Genomic DNA, 17,886 nt, shown 5'->3' on the forward strand with positions numbered 1-17,886 from the left:
AGCACCGTGCCGTCACCATCGGTCACGGTGATCGTGTCGCCATCGTCACCGGTTCCGGTGAACGTCGGCGTCGCATCCGTCACCACAGCGCCGTCAGCCGGGCCCGTGATCACCGGGGCCGCAGGCGCAACGGTGTCGACGGTGAACTCGACAGGATCGCCCTCCGTCGTGTTCCCGGCCGGATCCGTCGCGGTCGGCGTGATCGTGTTCGTCCCCTCCGGCAGCGGATCGGTCGGCGTGCACGACCATTCGCCGTCGACCACGGTCGTCGTGCACAGCACCGTGCCGTCGTCATCGGTCACGGTGATCGTGTCACCGTCATCACCCGTACCCGTGAAGGTGGGCGTCGCCGTATCCACCACATCACCCTCCGCCGGCCCGGTGATCACCGGGGCAGACGGAGCTTCCGTGTCCACGGTCAGCTCGATCGGAGTACCGTCCGTCGTGTTCCCTGCCGGGTCGGTCGCTGTCGGCGTGATCGTGTTCACGTCTTCCGGCAACGGATCGGTCGGCGTGCAGGACCACGCGCCGTCGACCACGGTCGTCGTGCAGAGCACGGTGCCGTCACCGTCCGTCACCGTGATCGTGTCGCCGTCATCACCCGTTCCGGTGAACGTCGGAGTCGCATCCGTCACCACCGCACCATCAGCCGGCCCCGTGATCGCTGGAGCCGACGGAGCCACCGTGTCGACCGTGAACTCGATCGGGTCGCCCGCGGTAGCGTTGCCGGCCGGGTCCGTCGCCGTCGGCGTGACCGTGTTGGTCCCTTCCGGCAGCGGATCAGTCGGCGTGCACGACCACGCGCCGTCGACCACCGTCGTCGTGCACAGCACCGTGCCGTCACCATCGGTCACGGTGATCGTGTCACCATCATCCCCGGTACCGGTGAACGTCGGCGTCGCATCCGCTACGACATCGCCATCCACGGGGCCCGTGATCACCGGGGCCGACGGGGCGACCGTGTCCACGGTCAGATCGATCGGGGTACCCGCCGTCGAGTTTCCGGCCGGGTCCGTCGCGGTCGGCGTAATCGTGCTGGTGCCCTCCGGCAGCGGATCCGTGGGCGTGCAGGACCAGGCGCCAGCCGCCACGGTCGTCGTGCACAGCACGTTTCCATCACCATCGGTGACGGTGATCGTGTCGCCGTCATCCCCAGTGCCGGTGAATGTCGGCGTCGCGTCCGTCACCACATCGCCATCGGCGGGGCCAGTGATCACCGGCGCGGATGGCGCCACCGTATCCACCGTCACGTCGATCGGAGCACCCGCCGTCGAGTTCCCCGCAGGGTCGGTCGCGGTCGGGGTGACCGTATTCGTGCCTTCCGGCAGCGGATCGGTCGGCGTGCAGGACCACTCCCCATCGACCACAGTCGTCGTGCAGAGCACGGTGCCGTCACCGTCCGTCACGGTGATCGTGTCACCGTCATCGCCTGTACCGGTGAACGTCGGCGTCGCCGTGTCCACCACATCGCCATCCGCCGGGCCCGTGATGTCCGGCGCCGACGGGGCGACCGTGTCCACCGTCACCTCGATCGGTTCCCCCGGGGTGGAGTTCCCCGCCGCATCCGTCGCAGTCGGCGTGATCGTGCTCCCGCCCTCCGGCAACGGATCGGTCGGGGTGCACGACCAGGCACCGTCGACCACAGTGGCGGTGCAGAGCACGGTGCCGTCGTCATCCGTCACGGTGATCGTGTCGCCATCATCACCCGTGCCGGTGAATGTCGGCGTGGCATCCGTGAGCACCGCACCATCCGCTGGACCAGTGATCACCGGCGCCGAAGGGGCCACCGTATCCACCGTGAACGCGACGGGCGCACCGGTCGTGCTCGTGCCATCGATGTTCGTCGCCGTCGGCGTCGCCGTGGCTGAACCTTCGGGTAGCGCCGTCGTGGGCGTGCACGACCATGCGCCGTCCACCACGGTCGTCGTGCAGAGCACGGCGCCACCGCCATCGCGGACCGTGATCGTGTCGCCATCGTCTCCGGTGCCCGTGAAGGTCGGCGTGGAATCCGCTACCACGTCACCGTTCGCGGGTCCCGTGATCACCGGCGTCGACGGTGAGGGGACGGTCACGGTGATCGGATTACCGGCGAACGCCTGGCCGTTGACCACGGTGTACGGCTGCACGATGTTGGCACCCACGGCGAGATCCGATGTCGAGGTGCAGCTCCACGTCCCCGCCGCGGTAACCGTCGCTGTGCAGAGCACGGCTCCCGAGTCGTCGCGCATCTCGACGGCATCGCCCGGTGTTCCCGTGCCGGAGAATGCCGGCCGAGGCGGAACTGTCGCTCCATCGGCAGGGCCGGTCACGACGGCTGCCGCACCCCACTGGAGTCGCACGGTCCCATTTCCGCCGCTCGCTGCAGCTCCGCCGCCGGCTGCTCCTCCACCCAGTGTGAGCGCCGCGCCGACCACACCAGGAGCCGCAAAGCCTGACCCGCCGCCGCCTCCGCCGTCGCCGATACCCAGCAGAGCCAGACACCGACCGCCACCGCCCCCGTAGTAGCCGCCACCGCCGCCACCGCCGCCGTCGATGCTCAAATTCGAAGCGCCCCCACCGACACCTCCCGCATATTGCGTCCCCGCCGCCGGAGCACCAGCCGTACACGCACCCGTCCCCGCTGCTCCGCCCGCAGTCTGGCTACCGCCGCGTCCTGTTTCGGCTAGCCCTTCTGCGGGCGCCGGGGCTCCCGCGGTGCCTCCTCCGGCGCCTCCGGCGGAACCGGCCGCACTGCTTCCTCCGGGTGCACCACCTCCACCGCCGGCGATGAGCAAGGGAGTGACGCCGTACCCGCCTTGCCAGATCGCGCTCATGCCTCCACCGGCTCCCCCAGGACGCACGTTTCCGGTGGCCGCGCCGCCACCGACGGCACCGCCGCCGTAAGTCGGAGCCCCCTGCAACGGCGCACCGCCCTGGCCGACGGTGACAGTGAAAGACGTTCCCGGCGTGACCGGCAGCACACCGACCGCCTGCCCGCCCGCACCGCCGCCCTGCGTGCCCTGACCCGCGCCCGCCCACTGGCCCCCGCCGCCGGCACCCGTGAGCGTGGCGCTCACCTGCGTGACGCCTGTGGGGACGGTGAAGGTCTGGTCGCCGCCGGTGTAGGTGAAGTCGACGCAATGCACGTACGCGCCCGTCGGGACACACGCGACCTCCGCTGCCGAAGCGGATTCCGACCCGCCGAAGCCCGCGGTCAACGCCGACGCCACGCCGAGAAGCAGCGCCAGAGTCGCAGCCGTCTTTCGTGGGGCCGCGGCACGAGGGGCCGCAGTGGCCACGGCAGCCCGGCGAACCGCACCTGTCCCGCGAGTGATCCGCTTCATTGCTCTTTCCCCTCGACTGTTCCGCGCTGGGGCACACGTAACGATCGAAGAGTATTACGACACTCAGCGGAAACATAGGGTTACCGCGAAAATACCGATATAATGCGCCGCGCTAAACGCGGGCGCGGGGTCAGACGCGGGCGAGGATCTCGCCGTGCGGCACGAGGTACCAGCCGTCGCCGTCGTCGGCCCAGCGCTTCCACGCATCGCTGATCTCCTGCAGGTCCGCCGGAGTGGCCATGCCACTGTCCACGAGCTGCCGCGCGAGTGCCGACTCGAGGATGCGGTCCGCCCACATCCCACCCCACCAGGCGCGCTCCGCCGGCGATGCGTAACACCAGGTGGATGCCGTCGCGGTCACGTCATCGAAACCCGCGGCCCGCGCCCACGCCAGCAACCGGCGCCCGGCATCCGGCTCGCCGCCGTTCGCACGCGCCGCCGCCTGGTACAGCGCCAACCACCTGTCGAGCTCGGGCAGGACGGGGAACCAGATGAAGCCCGAGTAGTCGGCATCGCGGGCTGCGACGAGTCCGCCGGGGACGGTCACCCGACGCATCTCGCGAAGCGCCTGCACCGGGTCGCCGACGTGCTGCAGAACCTGGTGCGCGTGCACCACGTCGAACGAGTCATCAGGGAAGCTCAGCGCGTGCACGTCCTCGACCGAGAAGTCGAGGTTGGTCAGGCCGCGTTCCTCGGCGAGGCCACGCGACAGCGACAGCGCGTTGTCGTCGATCTCGGTCGCGGTGACATGCGCGACGGCCCCGGCGAAGTCGACGGTGATCGTGCCGGGGCCGGCCCCGACATCGAGGAGCCGGGTCGTGTCCGTGAGGTGCGGACGGAGGTAGGCGGCGGAGTTCGCGATGTCGCGCACGTTGTGCGAGCGGAGAACTGATTCGTGGTGTCCGTGCGTGTACGAGGCCATGCGTTTCAGTCTGGCAGAGCGGCCAGACCGGCCAATTCCCGCACTCTGTCGACCACCGACGTCACCGCGGACGTCGGCAGGTCGACGAGGACCTCACCGATGCGCAACGGCGACGCGCGCTGACGCGCCCCGACCGCGACGATCCTTTCGATCGCCTCGGCATCCGCCCCGATCAGGTCGTCACCAGCGAGCACCGCGCCGTCCGCTCCTTCCGCTCTCCGGACGGCGTGGCCGCGGCGCGTGCGATCGTCGGCATCGAGTCGGAAGAACCGGACGTCCGCTCGCGGGAAAGCAGCGCGCACGTCTTTCGGCGAGATCTCGAACGGCGCGACCGCGATCACGGTCTTCGCCCCCACCTCAGCGAACACCGCCTGCAGCACCGCTGCGGCCGCTGCTCCGTCCACAGGATCGGCATTCCACACGAAGCTCAGTTGGGCGCCATCGAGGAACCCCGTGCGCTCGCCCCCAGCCCATTCCGTGCGAGCCAGCTCCCAGCCGACATGTGAGGCACCGGCGCACCTCGGACCGGTGATCCAGATGACTCGACCGGTCGCATGCGCTTCGAAGAATACGACGTCGGATGCCACCTCCGCCCCGACTGCCGGCCGCGCGATCACTGCCTGCACCGACTCCTCGATGGTCGACCGCTCGGTGTCCAGACGTTCCCAGGCGGAGTGTGCGGCGCTCGCCTCCTCGGTGCCGGCCGCGAGCGCGGCATCCACCTGTTCGCGTTCCCACCGCCGGGGAGCCAATCGTCTCCGTCTCGTCTCCTCGTCCGCATCCAGCCACAGGGAGAGCGTCGGATGCCCGTTCACCGGGGGCGGTTGAGATGGATCGGCGACTCCGGATACGACGAGGCGCTCGACGCCCGCGTCGCGGAACCGCACGGCGAGCCGGGCGAGCGCCGTCTCCTTCAGCACCCAGCGGTCGCGGTCATCGGGCGGAGCGGGGTAGCACATGCCGAGCTGATCGATATCGAGGTAGCCGGTCGGCACTCCGTCGGATGCGAGACGCTCGGCGACAGCCCACGCGACGGTGCTCTTTCCCACACCCGGCGCTCCGGCCAGCCGCAGCACATCCATGCGACTCAGTCTGGCAGTGGATCGCACTCAGTGCAGGTCGGCGACGGCCCGCCGGATGGCCTCGCGATCGGGCTTGCCCGACGCCAGGACATCCATCTCGTCGACCAGGATCAGGCGGGAGGGACGCGCGTGCTTGCCGAGTTCTTCCGCGACAGCGTCACGGGCCTGAGTGAGTTGCTCAGACTCGCTCCGCCTCAGTACCTCACCACGCGCGGCGACGATCACGGATGCCTCGCCCCAGTGCTCGTCCTCCACGCCGACCACGACGGCCTCGTGCAATCCCGGGACCCGCCGGACGATCCGCTCCACCCGATCGAGGGAGATGTTGATGCCGCCCGACACGATCACGTTGTCGGCTCGGCCGTGCACGCGCACCACGCCGTCTTCGATCAGACCGAGATCGCCCGTGCGATACCAGCGGATGCCGTGCTCGTCCCGGACAAAGGTGCGTGCGCTCAACGAGGCGTCACCGAGATAGCCCTCGGCGAGCATGGGCCCCGCGATGCGCAACTCCCCCTCGACCGTGCGCACGCCGACCGTGTCGAGCGGCACGCCGTCGTAGACACAGCCCCCACTGGTCTCGGTGGAGCCGTAGGTTCGGACCACCCGTACACCCAGGTCGGCCGCGCGCTCGCGAAGCGGCTCCGGCAGCGACTGTCCGCCCACCAGGATCGCCCGGTACGCCGTGAGCGCGGCACGCACGGCCGTGTCGCCAGCGGCGTCGAGCAGCGTCGCGATCTGTGCGGGGACGAGCGAGGTGTAGAGGTCGGGAATCCCCGCCCCCGACGACGGACGCATCATCGCCAGTGTCGCATCGGCGAAGGACGCAGGCGAGAACCGGCCGTCGAGCACGGCCGGCCGGGTCCCCGCGACGATAGAGCGCACCATCACCTGGAGCCCTGCCACGTAGCCGGCCGGCAGAGCAAGCAGCCAGCGGCCGCTCCCGATCCTCGCCGCCGTCGCCTCGGCGCTCGCGCGCAGCGCCTCACCGCTCAGCGCGACCCGCTTCGGTATCCCGCTCGACCCCGAGGTCGCGATCACCGCCGCGATGCCGTCCGCCACGTTCTCGGGCGCACCGGCCACCATGCCGAGCCCCAGCGCAGGTCCGCCCTCGAGCGCGCGCTGCAAGGCCTCCCGCAGCAGATCCGGATCTTCGGCGTCCGTGGGGGTCAGGGCGGTCATGCGGGTCTCCGGCTCAGTAGTGCCAGGGGAACGACGACCAGTCGGCGTCGCGCTTCTCGAGGAAGGAGTCGCGACCTTCGACGGCCTCGTCGGTTCCGTAGGCCAGACGGGTCGCCTCGCCGGCGAAGACCTGCTGTCCGACCAGACCGTCGTCGACCGCGTTGAAGGCGAACTTCAGCATGCGGATCGCGGTGGGCGACTTCGTGAGCACGGTGCGCGCCATCTTCAGGGCCTCGCGCTCGAGATCGGCGTGCGGCACCACGCGGTTCACGGCGCCGGCCTCGTAGGCACGCTGTGCGGAGTACTCCTCGGCCAGGAAGAACACCTCGCGGGCGAACTTCTGTCCGGTCTGCCGTGCCATGTACGCCGAACCGTACCCGGCGTCGAAGCTGCCCACGTCGGCATCCGTCTGCTTGAACCGGGCTTCTTCGGCCGAAGCGATCGTGAGGTCGCACACCACGTGCAGCGAGTGCCCGCCGCCGGCAGCCCACCCGGGCACAACCGCGATGACGACCTTGGGCATGAAGCGGATGAGCCGCTGCACCTCGAGGATGTGCAGGCGGCCGACAGCCGCGCGGCTCGCACCGTCGACGATCGCCGTCTCCGCATCGGAGTACTTGTAGCCGTCGCGACCGCGGATGCGCTGGTCCCCACCCGAGCAGAACGCCCAGCCGCCGTCCTTCGGGCTCGGGCCGTTTCCGGTCAGCAGCACCGCTCCGATGTGCGCATCCTGCCGGGCGATGTCGAGCGCACGGTAGAGCTCGTCGACGGTGTGCGGGCGGAAGGCGTTGCGCACCTCCGGACGGTTGAAGGCGATGCGCGCGACCCCGCCGTCGTGCGACACGTGGGCGGTGATGTCGGTGTAGTCCTCGGCGCCGGGCGCGAGCACCCATTCAGCCGGATCGAACAGGTCGGAGACAAATGCGCTGGTCACGGCATCCACCCTATTCCTCGCCTGCCCCCGGCAACGGAGGAAGCGCCGCCCCGACCAGGACGGCGCTTCCTCGATCGCGCGTGGTCAGCGACGACGAGCGCGGACCGTCTTGATCCAGCCGTCGACGATGTCCCAGCCGACGCCGAGCGCGATACCGAATCCCAGCAGCACGGCGAGGATGCGGAACACCCCGCCCTCGTCGGCCGATTCCGCCTGTCCGGCCGCGAAGCCCTCCCCGCCGGCCGCGGTGATCTGCGCGAGGAACTCCGGATTCACCAGGTCTCCGGTCAGCAGCGGGACGAGCACCCAGGCGAGGAACGCCAGGGCGAGGATCGTGTTCGTCACGGCCAGCCCCGTGGTCCAGCGGCCCCTGCGGTAGAGCACGACCGCGAACACGGCCTCCGCGACGATGAGCAGGAACAGGACGCCGATCCCCCACGGCCACAGCTGCGGGTTCAGGATCGGCAAGGTCTCGCCGTCGACGTGGACGAAGCCGCGGTAGCGATCCCAGAGGAGAGCACCGATCGCGATGCCGAGGAAGACGAGCGACGCGATCAGCTCGCTGCGCCCCACTCCCTTCTCGGTCGGTTCCGGCAGCTGGTCGAGATCCCACTTCTCGATCGCCGTCGTGCTGTTCGAGCGCTCGAGGATCACGAAGACGAGCGTGGTCCAGAAGCAGATGTGGAGGATTGCCCCGCCGGTCGCCACGATCGACGTCGAGATGATCTCGCCCACGGGGGCACCGGAGATGGTCTGCCCCAGTGCCACGCCGCCGAGGACGCAGACCGGGACGATCATCAGCAGCAGCTTGAGCAGCCGCCACCAGGTCAGGTAGAAGCGCGGGCCGATGAGGTACAACGGGCGATCCGCGTACCCGGCGGCCAGGACTCCGGGGTCACCGAGCTCGGTGAGGACGGCGCGCTCGGCGTCTTCCGGCGCCTCGCCCTGCTCGAGCCTCGCCTCGATCGCGTCGGCGATGGATGCTTCGAGCTCGGCGCGGACGTCGTCCTGTGCCTCGGGCCGGAGGCTGCGGATCGTCGCGCTGATGTAGCGCTCGGTGAGTGTGGCTGTGGTGGTCATGTCAGTTCTCCTCTGCGGTGAGGGAGGCGATCGCCGTGGTGAGCGACCGCCATTCGTCGGTGAGGGTGTCGGCGAGGCGGATGCCGGCATCCGAGGTGCGGTAGAACTTGCGGGGCCGGGCCTCGTCGGTGTTCCACTCGCTCGTGAGGTACTCCTGCTTCTCGAGTCGACGGAGCAGCGGGTACAGCGTGTTCGCATCGGTCGCGAAGCCTCGTTGCTCGAGCTGCTCGAGCAACGAGTATCCGTAACCCGGCGTGCGCAGCAGCTGCAGACAGGCGAGCACCACGGTGCCGCGCCGCAGTTCCTGCAGGTGCGTGTCGAGCGTCTCGTTCATGTCGATCACATTACTGTGCGTCACACACCATTGTCAATCACACATTTATGCCTGACCTACCCCCCTCCCCCTCGGGATCGCCGAGCGCACGGCTTCTCGTCGAGCGCACGGCTTCGTGGCGTCTACAAGCCGTGCGCTCGGCAACAAGCCGTGCGCTCGGGAGAGGGGCGGGGCGGGGGGGGCGGGGAGACTCACCCGGGGGACGAGCGGCGCCGGGGGCTTCCACGGAGCAGAATGGGCACATGATCCCGCCGCTCGCAGACCTGATCGACTCGGCCAGGGTCGTCGCCCTCCCGATGCACAGCCGCTTCCGCGGCGTCGAGGTACGGGAGGCCCTCCTCTTCGAGGGGCCGGAGGGATGGGCGGAGTTCTCGCCGTTCACCGAGTACGAGGATGCCGAGGCCTCGACCTGGCTCGCTGCGGCGATCGACTTCGCGTGGCGCGAGCAGCCGGCGCCACTGCGTGACCGGATCGGTGTGAACGCGACAATCCCCGCGGTGGAAGCCGCCCGCGTCGCCGACGTGCTGGACCGGTTCCCCGGATGCCGCACCGCCAAGGTCAAGGTCGCCGAGCCTGGTCAGAGCCTCGCCGATGACGTGGCGCGGATCCGCGCCGTGCGTGAGGCGATGGGGCCGGAGGGACGCATCCGGGTGGATGCGAACGGCGCCTGGAACGTCGACGAGGCCGAACACGCCGTCCACGCCCTGGGCGAGTACGACCTGGAGTACGTGGAGCAGCCCTGCGCGACCGTGCCGGAGCTGGCTGATCTGCGCAAGCGGGTCAAGTACATGGGCATCCCGGTCGCCGCCGACGAGAGCGTGCGCAAGTCCTCCGACCCGCTCGCCGTCGCCCGCGCCGGTGCGGCCGATCTGCTCGTCATCAAGGCCCAGCCGCTCGGCGGCATCACGCACGCGCTGCAGATCGTCACGGCAGCGGGGCTCCCGGTCGTCGTCTCGAGCGCACTCGACACGGCGATCGGCCTGTCGCAGGGCGCCGCACTGGCCGCAGCCCTCCCGACATTGGACTACGACTGCGGACTCGGCACCGCCTCACTCTTCCTCGACGACGTGGCCGACCTGCGTCCGGTCGACGGCTCGATCCCGGTAGGCCGCGTGACGCCCGACTCCGAGGCACTCCCCCGCCTCGCAGCATCAGACGAGCGTCGCGAATGGTGGCTCGCCCGGCTCGCCCGCTGCCACTACGAGCTGACGTCCACCGCGAACTGAACCGATACTGCGCGCGACACCCCACCGGTGGTCAGTGCGTCTCCACCTGCTCGCCGAGCATCTCGGCGAGGTGACGCGTCGCAAGGTCAGCGCCCCGTGGGCCATGGTCGCCGTCCGCGCCGAAGATGGTCAGTATCTCCGCATCCTGCTCGCCGTCGGCGCCGAACCAGTGCGGGGTGCGCGTGTCGAACTCCGCGACCTCTCCCGCGTCGAGCATCACGTCGCGCTCGCCGACGATGAGCCGGATGCGGCCGGTGAGCACGTACATCCAGGATGAACCTTCGTGCGCGGTGACCTTCGGCTCCGACGCCTCCCGCGGCACGATGATCTTCCACGCATGCCTCTCCCCCGGCTGGCGAGTGAGCGCCACCACGGTCCGACCGTTGACGCGTCGCGGGCGTAGTCGTACGCGCGGATCTCCGGTCTCGGGAGCACCGACGAGGTCGTCGAGGGAGACCCGATACATCCGCGCGAGGGGCAGCAGCAGCTCCAGGCTCGGCCGCCGCTGACCGGTCTCCAGGCGGGAGAGCGTGCTCTTCGAGATCCCGGTGGCCGTGGCGACCTCGGCGAGCGTCAGCCCTCGGCGAGCGCGCAGCGACTGGAGACGGGGGCCGATCTGTTCCAGTGTCGCGTCGAGCACCGATTCCTGTTCTTCCATGGCTTCATAGGACCACAGGAGTCCCGGTTTCGGCAACACTAGTTGCTGGCGGGACGTTCCGCGATCGATGCTGACGGTATGACGGAGACTTCCACCCCTACACCCCTCCTTCGCGCGGGCACGGCCGGGCTCGCCCTCAGCGTCCTGGTCGCATCGCTGGGGACGAGCGCCGCGAATGTCGCGCTCCCCACGATCGCCGTCGAACTCGACGGCACCTTCGCGCAGGCGCAGTGGGTGGCCCTCGCGTACCTGCTCACGATGACGGCGACGAGCCTCACGGTGGGGCACCTGGGCGATCTGATCGGGCGCCGTCGGGTGCTGCTGCTCGGCATGGGTGTCTTCACGATCGCGGCGGCACTGAGTGCGATCGCGCCGTCGCTGTGGATGCTGATCGCCGCCCGCGCACTGCAGGGCATCGGTGCCGCCGTCATGATGGCACTCCCCCTGGCGCGCGCCCGCGACCTGGTGCCGTCGGATCGTCTCGGCCGCGTCATGGGCCTGCTCGGCACCACGGCCGCGGTGGGGACCGCCTCCGGTCCGGTGCTCGCCGGGCTCCTCATCACGGTGGCGGGTTGGTCGGCGATCTTCGCCGCCATGGTGCCGCTCGGACTCCTCGCCGCAGCCCTGGCGGCGGTGACCGGAGCGGAAGCACGGCAGGCAGTCAGCCCCCGACGCGGCTTCGACCTTCCGGGCATGGTCCTGCTGACCGTGGCGGTCGCCCTCTACACGCTCGGCGTCACCGCACCGGGCGATCAGGCCTCGTGGCCGACGTTGCCCCTCCTCGGCGGAGCGGTCGTCGCCACCGGACTGTTCGTGATGCGCGAGCGTCGCGCGAAACACCCGTTGCTGCCGCCGACCCTGCTCAGGAACCGCCGCGTCTCGCTCGGCGCGATCCTCAACCTCATCGTGGGCACCGTCATGATGAGCACCCTCGTGGTCGGCCCCTTCTTCCTCGCGGGCGCTCTGCACCTGCCGCCGGCGGCGATCGGCGCCGTCATGGCGGCCGGTCCACTCGCTTCGATCTGCACCGGCATGCTGGCCGGACGCGCGGTCGACCGGTTCGGCACGCACCGCATGACGTCGGTCGGACTCGGCGGCATGCTCCTCGGGGCACTCGCGCTCGCGCTGCTGCCGGCCTGGTGCGGGCTGCCGGGCTACGTCACGGGCACCGTGCTGCTCGCTCCCGGCTACCAGCTGTTCCTCGCCGCCAACAACACCGGCGTTCTGAACTCGACCCCCGCCGACCGTCGCGGTGCGGCCTCGGGCCTCCTGGGACTCTCCCGCAATCTCGGTCTCGTCACCGGTGCCTCCGTGCTCGCCGCGCTTTTCGCGGCAGCATCCGGTTCCGGCGAGATCGCAGCCGCCTCCCCGGACGCGCTGACCTCTGCGTTGCGGACGACGTTCCTCGTGACGGCCGCGCTCCTGGCAGCCGGCGCCCTGCTGTCGCTCGCGCCGAACCGCGCACGATCGAGCGATTCCGCGACCGATGCTCCGGCGACGCGCGCTACGACTCGATGATCAGCTGCACGAGACGGCCGAGCTGCTCGCTGCCCGCCTGGCGCAGCTGCGCGTCGTCCTGGCCGGCCATCGCCCCGCGCACGGTCATGCCCTCCCAGAGGATCATGAGCATGCGTGCCGCGGTCTCGGCCGGCAGGCGCAGCTTCAGCGCACTCACCGAGACGATGTCGTCAATGATCTGCGCGATGCTCGCGACCATCTCGCTCTCCTGCGCGAGGTACGCCTCGCCGAACTTCGCGTCGCGCAGAGCCCGGATGCGGATCTCGCTCAGCAGCATCACGCCGAGGCGGTCATCGCCGCCGAGCTCCATGATCTGCTGCACGAGCTCGATCGGATCGCACCCTTCCACCAGGGCACCCTCCGCCGTCAGTTCCTCGACGCGGGTGCGCACTCCCCTCACGCGCACGTCGGAGACGCTCGCGGCGAGCATCAGGAACAGCTCGTCCTTGGATTCGAAGTTGGAGTAGAACGCACCGCGGGTGAATCCGGCTCGCTCGCACACGGCCTCGACAGAGGCGCCGTCGAGACCGACCTCGGCGAAGACCTGCGCGGCGGCCTCGAGCAGACGGGCACGCGTGTTCTCACGGCTGCGGGTTGCGGGTGTCGACATCGAAACCTCCTGACCCTTCACTCTCGCACGATTCACACCCGGCACACAGATTCCGACGTGCCGGTCAATTTACGATACATGTATGTATCGGATACACCTGTGTATCCAATCAGTACCCCTCGGAGGAACGCGTGTCCACACTCCTGTCCTCGCTCGGCCGCTGGTCCTTCCGGCACCCCTGGCGAGTCCTCGTGTCCTGGCTGCTCGCGCTCGGCATCGCCGGAGCCGGAGCACTCGTGCTGGGAGCGGGCACCGACAACACGTTCTCGATCCCCGGCACTGAATCGCAGGCCGGCCTCGAGCAGCTCTCGCGGTCGTTCCCGCAGGTGAGCGGCACGAACGCGCAGTTCATCGTCGTGGCAGCCGACGGCGACGAGATCACCGCCGACGACTACCGCGACCACATCGAGGATGCCGTCGATGAACTCGGCGACCTCGACGGTGTGCTCGCCGCCACCTCGCCCTACGACGAGATGGTCGAGGGCATGATCAACGACGACGACACCGCCGCCATCGTGCGCGTGCAGTTCGACGGCGAGTCCACCGATGTCTCGGACGAGACGAAGGACGCCCTGCGCTCAGTCGTGAGCGACCTCGACGCCGAGCTCCCCGATGGTGCGCAGACCTCGCTGGGCGGCGACCTCTTCGCGATCTCGATCCCCGGTGTCACGCTCACTGAGGCGGTCGGCCTCCTGATCGCGTTGCTCGTGTTGATCGTGACCTTCCGCTCCTTCGTGGTGGCCGGGCTGCCGCTGCTCACGGCGATCCTCGGCGTCGGCATCTCGATGGCGGGCATCTTCACCGCGACGGCCTTCGCGACCGTGTCGTCCACCACCCCGCTGCTCGCACTCATGCTCGGGCTCGCGGTCGGCATCGACTACGCGCTGTTCATCATGGCGCGACATCAGGATCAGGTCCGCGAGGGCGTCGATCCCGAAGAGTCCGCCTCGCGTGCCGTCGGAACGGCCGGATCCGCGGTCGTGTTCGCCGGCGTCACGGTGCTCATCGCACTGATCGGCCTCGGCTTCGCCGGCATCCCGTTCCTGACGACCATGGGCATCGCGGCCTCCGTCTCGGTCGCCGTCGCGGTCGCGATCGCGGTCACGCTGACCCCGGCATTCCTCGGCTTCATGAAGGGCAAGGTGGTGGGTCGCCCGAGGCGCGCGCCGAAGGCGAAGAAGAACGCAGACAGCGACGATGCGCCCGCCGCTCCGGTGCGCGCGAAGGGCAGCGCGCGGTGGGTGAACGGCGTCACCAAGCGCCCGATCCTCGTCTCGCTCGCCGTCGTGATCGGCCTCGGCATCGTGGCCATCCCCGCACTCAGCCTCAACCTCGCACTTCCGAACGCGGGCGTGCTGCCGAAGGACTCGGAGGCGCGTCAGACCTACGACCTGGTCGCCGACGAGTTCGGGCCGGGGTTCAACGGGCCGATGATCCTCACCGGCACCATCGTCACCTCCACCGACCCGCTCACGCTGATGGAAGACCTCGGGGATGCCGTCGCCGAGGTTCCCGGCGTCAAGGAGGTCGCCCTCGCGACGCCGAACGAGACGGCCGACACCGGGATCGTGCAGATCGTCCCGGAGACCGCCCCGGACGACCCGGCGACCGCCGACCTCGTGCGCGAGCTGCGGAGCCATCACGACGAGTGGCTCGATGAGTTCGGGATCGACCTCAAGGTCACCGGCTTCACCGCCGTCGGCATCGACATCTCCGACCAGCTGGGCAATGCGCTGCTGCCGTTCGGCATCTTCGTGATCGGGCTCTCGCTCATCCTGCTCACCATCGTCTTCCGCTCGCTGTGGGTGCCGATCACCGCGGCCGCCGGCTACCTGCTCTCGATCGTCGCCGCGTTCGGCGTGGTCGGCGCCGTGTTCGAGTGGGGCTGGTTCGCCGATCTGCTGCACGTCGCCAAGGTCGGTCCGATCATCAGCTTCATGCCGATCATCCTGATGGGCGTGCTGTTCGGGCTCGCGATGGACTATCAGGTGTTCCTCGTCTCGCGGATGCGCGAGGACTTCGTGCACGACCCCGACTCGAAGAGCCCCGATCGGGCGACGCGACGCGCTGCCGCGCTGCGCACCGTCCGCAGCGGCTTCACGGGCTCGGCCAAGGTCGTCACGGCCGCAGGACTCATCATGTTCGCGGTCTTCGTGGCGTTCGTCCCCGAGGGCGACTCGTCGCTGAAACCCATCGCCCTGGGCCTCGCGGCCGGCATCGCGATCGACGCCTTCCTGGTGCGGATGACACTGATCCCCGCCCTCATGGCGATCCTCGGCGAGCGCGCTTGGGAGCTGCCCGCGTGGCTGGAGAAGATCCTCCCGCGCGTCGACGTCGAGGGCGAGGCCGTGGAACGCGAGCGCCACCTGGCCGAATGGCCGGGAGATGGCTCGATCGTCGCCGCGGATGATCTCGACATCAGCGCCGATGCGCCGATCGTCGAGAACCTCTCGCTGCGCATCCCGGAAGGCGGAGCACTCATCGCGACCGGTGGCGACGTGCGGGCACGACGGGCGCTGGCGCTCACGATCGCGGGCCGGGTGACACCTACCGACGGACGGCTCCGCGTCGCGGGCCATCTGCTGCCCGGACGCGGCGCCTGGGTGCGCGCACACGTCGGCTGCGTGCTGGTCGACGACGCCGACGCTGCCCTCGCGGACCTCGCCGAGGCACTGCGCGGAAAGTCGCAGATCGTCGTGATCGACGGGATCGATCGCCTGACCGGCGGCCAGCGCGACCAGGCGGCCGCGATGCTGCGCGATGCCGCGGCCTCCCGCACGCTCGCGGTGTTCGCCACCGCGTCCGATGCCGACGCGGCACAGACCACTCTCGCGGAGGCCGGTTGGCCCGACGCACAGACTCTCGACACGCGCGCTCCTCGCCGGAGCGCCGCAGAATCCACCGAGGTGACCGCATGACCCTCCCCATCGAGCGTGCGCGCTCCCGCAAGCCCATCACGTGGCTGACCATCCTCGGCGTGCTGCTGCTGCCGGCGGCGGTCGGCGGCATCCTGGTCGCGGCCCTGCAGAACCCGACCGAGCGTCTGGACTCGATGACCGCGGCCATCGTGAACCTCGACGAGCCGGTGACCATCGACGACCAGGTCACCCCGCTCGGACGCCAGCTGGCCGCAGGTCTCGTCGAGGGTTCGGACGACCTCGACTCCAACCTCACGTGGGTGATCTCGAACGAAGACGATGCGGCCGACGGTCTCGCCGACGGTTCGTACCAGGCGGTCATCACGATCCCCGAAGAGTTCTCCGCGGCGGCCACCTCGGCCGGTCAGGCGATCTCGGACGGCGGCGGTGAGGCCGAGCAGGCCACCATCACCGTGACCACTCCCGACGACGGCCTCGTCGCCGACGACCTCATCACCGGCCAGATCGCCGATGTCGCGGCCTCGACGATGGGCACCATGCTGTCCGAGGCGACGACCGAGAACATCCTGGTCGGCTTCACCACCATCGGCGACCAGATCGGCGAAGCCGCCGACGGGGCGCTGAAGCTCGCGAACGGTGCGCGGGACGCCGCGACCGGAGCGGCAGCCATCCCCGACGGTGCCACGAAGCTGGCCTCGGGCGCGGGCGAGCTCGGGACGGGTGCGTCGTCGCTCGCCACGGGCCTCGACACGATCGCCGGGAAGACGCGGGAGGCTGCGGCGGGTGCTGCGCAGATCGGTTCGGGGCTGACCGGCGGCGGCAACCAGCTGCAGCAGAGCGTCGGCGGGACACAGCAGCTCGTCGGAGCGATTCAGGGCGCGTCGACATCGGCGAAGAGTGCAGCGAGCGGATCGGCCGCTCTCGCGCAGAAGCTGGGCGGGCTGGCGCAGACCGCCTGCACGCCGCCGGTCGCTGACCAGGATGAGTGCGACCTCCTGACCTCGCTCGCCACGGACGCGGGCGCGGTCGCGACCTCGGCTGGAACCGCCTCCGGTGTGCTCAACAGCCCGAAGGTCGCCGGCGGAATCACCGCCCTCCCCGGCTCGCTCAGCACGATCGCCTCGAGCATGACCCAGGCGGGCGCGGGAGCCACCCAGCTCTCCGGGGGTCTGACCCAGCTCGCCGACCAGGGCATCGCCGCATCCGCCACCGGCGCGCGCGGCATCGCGACGGGCGCGACCCAGCTCTCCACCGGCGCGACCGCACTGGCCGACGGCACGACCGAGCTGGCGACCGGGATCGACACCCTGGCGACCGGGACCGGCGACCTCGCGGGTGGGCTGCGCACAGCATCCGACTCCCTCCCCTCGTTCAGCGACAGCGACTCGAAGTCGCTCGCCTCGGTGATCGCCGACCCGGTGTCGTCGAACTCCTCGATGGACACGATCTTCGGACCGACGGCGATCCCGCTGCTGGCCGCTGTCGTGCTGTGGTTCGGCGGACTCGCCACCTTCATCGTGATGCGCGCCCACACCGCCCGCACCCTCACGTCCCGGCGCTCGTCCGCCGCCCTGACGCTGCGTGCGTTCGCACCCGCCGCCCTGATCGGGGCCGGGCAGGGGCTGCTGGTGTCGCTGATCGTGCAGATCGTCGCGAGCTACGACGCCGCAGCGTGGTGGGCGTTCGCGGGAACAGCCGTGCTCGCCGGCGTGGCGTTCGCGGCCGTGAACCAGGCGCTCGTGGCCCTGTTCGGCGGCGTCGGGCGCTGGATCTCCGCGCTCGTCGGTGTGCTCGCCATCGCGACCGGACTCATCTCGACGGTTCCGGGCTGGCTCTCCAGCATCGGTGCCGCGCTGCCCACCGCCCCGGCGTTTGCCGGACTGATCGCCGGCAGCGGTTCGGCGGTCGCGGCGCTGGTGGTCTGGGGTGTGCTGTCGCTCGTGGCGACCACACTCGCAGTCACTCTGCGCCGGACGACCTCGGCCAAGGCGGTCCTCGCCACCGCCTGACCCGCCCCCTCCCCCTGGACCCCTGCCAAAACGGAGACCATCCGCTCCCGGCCCGGCGCGTCACATCATGACACGCCGGGCCGACTGCATTCGGTCTCCGTTTTCGCCGCGTCAGCGAGACCGAGGAGG

General features: G+C 70.0%; 13 protein-coding genes. 4 read left to right on the forward strand and 9 right to left on the reverse strand.

Annotation, left to right across the window (positions count from 1 at the left end):
* The 7 genes from GZ67_RS0112580 to GZ67_RS0112610 form a co-directional block, all read right to left on the reverse strand.
* On the reverse strand, window positions 1–3,323 hold a 3,323-nt coding region (locus GZ67_RS0112580), incomplete at its 3' end, for an Ig-like domain-containing protein (protein ID WP_156036633.1).
* 130 nt (window positions 3,324–3,453) lie between these two features.
* A complete protein-coding gene (locus tag GZ67_RS0112585; RefSeq protein ID WP_029263892.1) occupies window positions 3,454–4,245 on the reverse strand; it encodes a methyltransferase domain-containing protein in 792 nt (263 codons plus the stop codon).
* Between the two features lie 5 nt (window positions 4,246–4,250).
* A complete protein-coding gene (locus GZ67_RS20210; protein WP_029263891.1) occupies window positions 4,251–5,327 on the reverse strand; it encodes an AAA family ATPase in 1,077 nt (358 codons plus the stop codon).
* A gap of 27 nt (window positions 5,328–5,354) precedes the next feature.
* Window positions 5,355–6,509, reverse strand: coding sequence for an AMP-binding protein (locus GZ67_RS0112595; protein ID WP_029263890.1), 1,155 nt, complete (start codon window positions 6,507–6,509; stop codon window positions 5,355–5,357).
* A 13-nt stretch (window positions 6,510–6,522) separates the two neighbouring features.
* Window positions 6,523–7,443, reverse strand: coding sequence for a 1,4-dihydroxy-2-naphthoyl-CoA synthase (locus GZ67_RS0112600; RefSeq protein ID WP_029263889.1), 921 nt, complete (start codon window positions 7,441–7,443; stop codon window positions 6,523–6,525).
* Window positions 7,444–7,527: 84 nt separating this feature from the next.
* Window positions 7,528–8,523 (reverse strand): permease prefix domain 1-containing protein, encoded by a 996-nt coding sequence (locus GZ67_RS0112605; protein WP_029263888.1) that lies wholly within the window; start codon window positions 8,521–8,523, stop codon window positions 7,528–7,530.
* A 1-nt stretch (window position 8,524) separates the two neighbouring features.
* Window positions 8,525–8,857, reverse strand: a complete 333-nt coding sequence (locus GZ67_RS0112610) for a PadR family transcriptional regulator (protein ID WP_029259789.1) — start codon at window positions 8,855–8,857, stop codon at window positions 8,525–8,527.
* Between the two features lie 242 nt (window positions 8,858–9,099).
* On the opposite strand from GZ67_RS0112610, the gene GZ67_RS0112615 reads away from it, so the two are divergent.
* Window positions 9,100–10,083, forward strand: coding sequence for an o-succinylbenzoate synthase (locus GZ67_RS0112615; RefSeq protein ID WP_029263887.1), 984 nt, complete (start codon window positions 9,100–9,102; stop codon window positions 10,081–10,083).
* A gap of 31 nt (window positions 10,084–10,114) precedes the next feature.
* Here the strand turns inward: GZ67_RS0112615 and GZ67_RS0112620 are convergent, their stop codons facing one another.
* Window positions 10,115–10,741, reverse strand: a complete 627-nt coding sequence (locus GZ67_RS0112620) for a helix-turn-helix domain-containing protein (RefSeq protein ID WP_029273905.1) — start codon at window positions 10,739–10,741, stop codon at window positions 10,115–10,117.
* A gap of 78 nt (window positions 10,742–10,819) precedes the next feature.
* Here GZ67_RS0112620 and GZ67_RS0112625 point away from each other — a divergent pair, with 78 nt between their 5' ends.
* Window positions 10,820–12,259: an MFS transporter gene (locus tag GZ67_RS0112625; RefSeq protein ID WP_051662522.1), complete on the forward strand. Its 1,440-nt coding sequence runs from the start codon at window positions 10,820–10,822 to the stop codon at window positions 12,257–12,259.
* Here GZ67_RS0112625 and GZ67_RS0112630 read toward each other — a convergent pair.
* Window positions 12,246–12,869, reverse strand: coding sequence for a TetR/AcrR family transcriptional regulator (locus tag GZ67_RS0112630; protein WP_029263884.1), 624 nt, complete (start codon window positions 12,867–12,869; stop codon window positions 12,246–12,248). The two genes, GZ67_RS0112625 and GZ67_RS0112630, sit on opposite strands and share 14 nt — an antisense overlap.
* A gap of 131 nt (window positions 12,870–13,000) precedes the next feature.
* Here GZ67_RS0112630 and GZ67_RS0112635 point away from each other — a divergent pair, with 131 nt between their 5' ends.
* Complete coding sequence (locus GZ67_RS0112635) at window positions 13,001–15,787, forward strand: MMPL family transporter (RefSeq protein WP_029263883.1); 2,787 nt, start codon at window positions 13,001–13,003, stop codon at window positions 15,785–15,787.
* A complete protein-coding gene (locus GZ67_RS0112640) occupies window positions 15,784–17,757 on the forward strand; it encodes a YhgE/Pip family protein (RefSeq protein WP_029263882.1) in 1,974 nt (657 codons plus the stop codon). The genes GZ67_RS0112635 and GZ67_RS0112640 overlap by 4 nt, the downstream gene beginning before the upstream one ends.
* Window positions 17,758–17,886: the final 129 nt, after the last annotated feature.

The sequence above is a fragment of the Microbacterium sp. Cr-K20 genome (assembly GCF_000708325.1).
Taxonomy (GTDB): domain Bacteria; phylum Actinomycetota; class Actinomycetes; order Actinomycetales; family Microbacteriaceae; genus Microbacterium.

Bases quoted from the DNA above. Each gene is read 5' to 3' on its own strand.
- GZ67_RS0112585 (WP_029263892.1), bottom strand. From the start codon at position 4,245: ATGGCCTCGTACACGCACGGACACCACGAATCAGTTCTCCGCTCGCAC.
- GZ67_RS20210 (WP_029263891.1), bottom strand. From the start codon at position 5,327: ATGGATGTGCTGCGGCTGGCCGGAGCGCCGGGTGTGGGAAAGAGCACC.
- GZ67_RS0112595 (WP_029263890.1), bottom strand. From the start codon at position 6,509: ATGACCGCCCTGACCCCCACGGACGCCGAAGATCCGGATCTGCTGCGG.
- GZ67_RS0112605 (WP_029263888.1), bottom strand. From the start codon at position 8,523: ATGACCACCACAGCCACACTCACCGAGCGCTACATCAGCGCGACGATC.
- GZ67_RS0112610 (WP_029259789.1), bottom strand. From the start codon at position 8,857: ATGAACGAGACGCTCGACACGCACCTGCAGGAACTGCGGCGCGGCACC.
- GZ67_RS0112615 (WP_029263887.1), top strand. From the start codon at position 9,100: ATGATCCCGCCGCTCGCAGACCTGATCGACTCGGCCAGGGTCGTCGCC.
- GZ67_RS0112620 (WP_029273905.1), bottom strand. From the start codon at position 10,741: ATGGAAGAACAGGAATCGGTGCTCGACGCGACACTGGAACAGATCGGC.
- GZ67_RS0112625 (WP_051662522.1), top strand. From the start codon at position 10,820: ATGACGGAGACTTCCACCCCTACACCCCTCCTTCGCGCGGGCACGGCC.
- GZ67_RS0112630 (WP_029263884.1), bottom strand. From the start codon at position 12,869: ATGTCGACACCCGCAACCCGCAGCCGTGAGAACACGCGTGCCCGTCTG.
- GZ67_RS0112640 (WP_029263882.1), top strand. From the start codon at position 15,784: ATGACCCTCCCCATCGAGCGTGCGCGCTCCCGCAAGCCCATCACGTGG.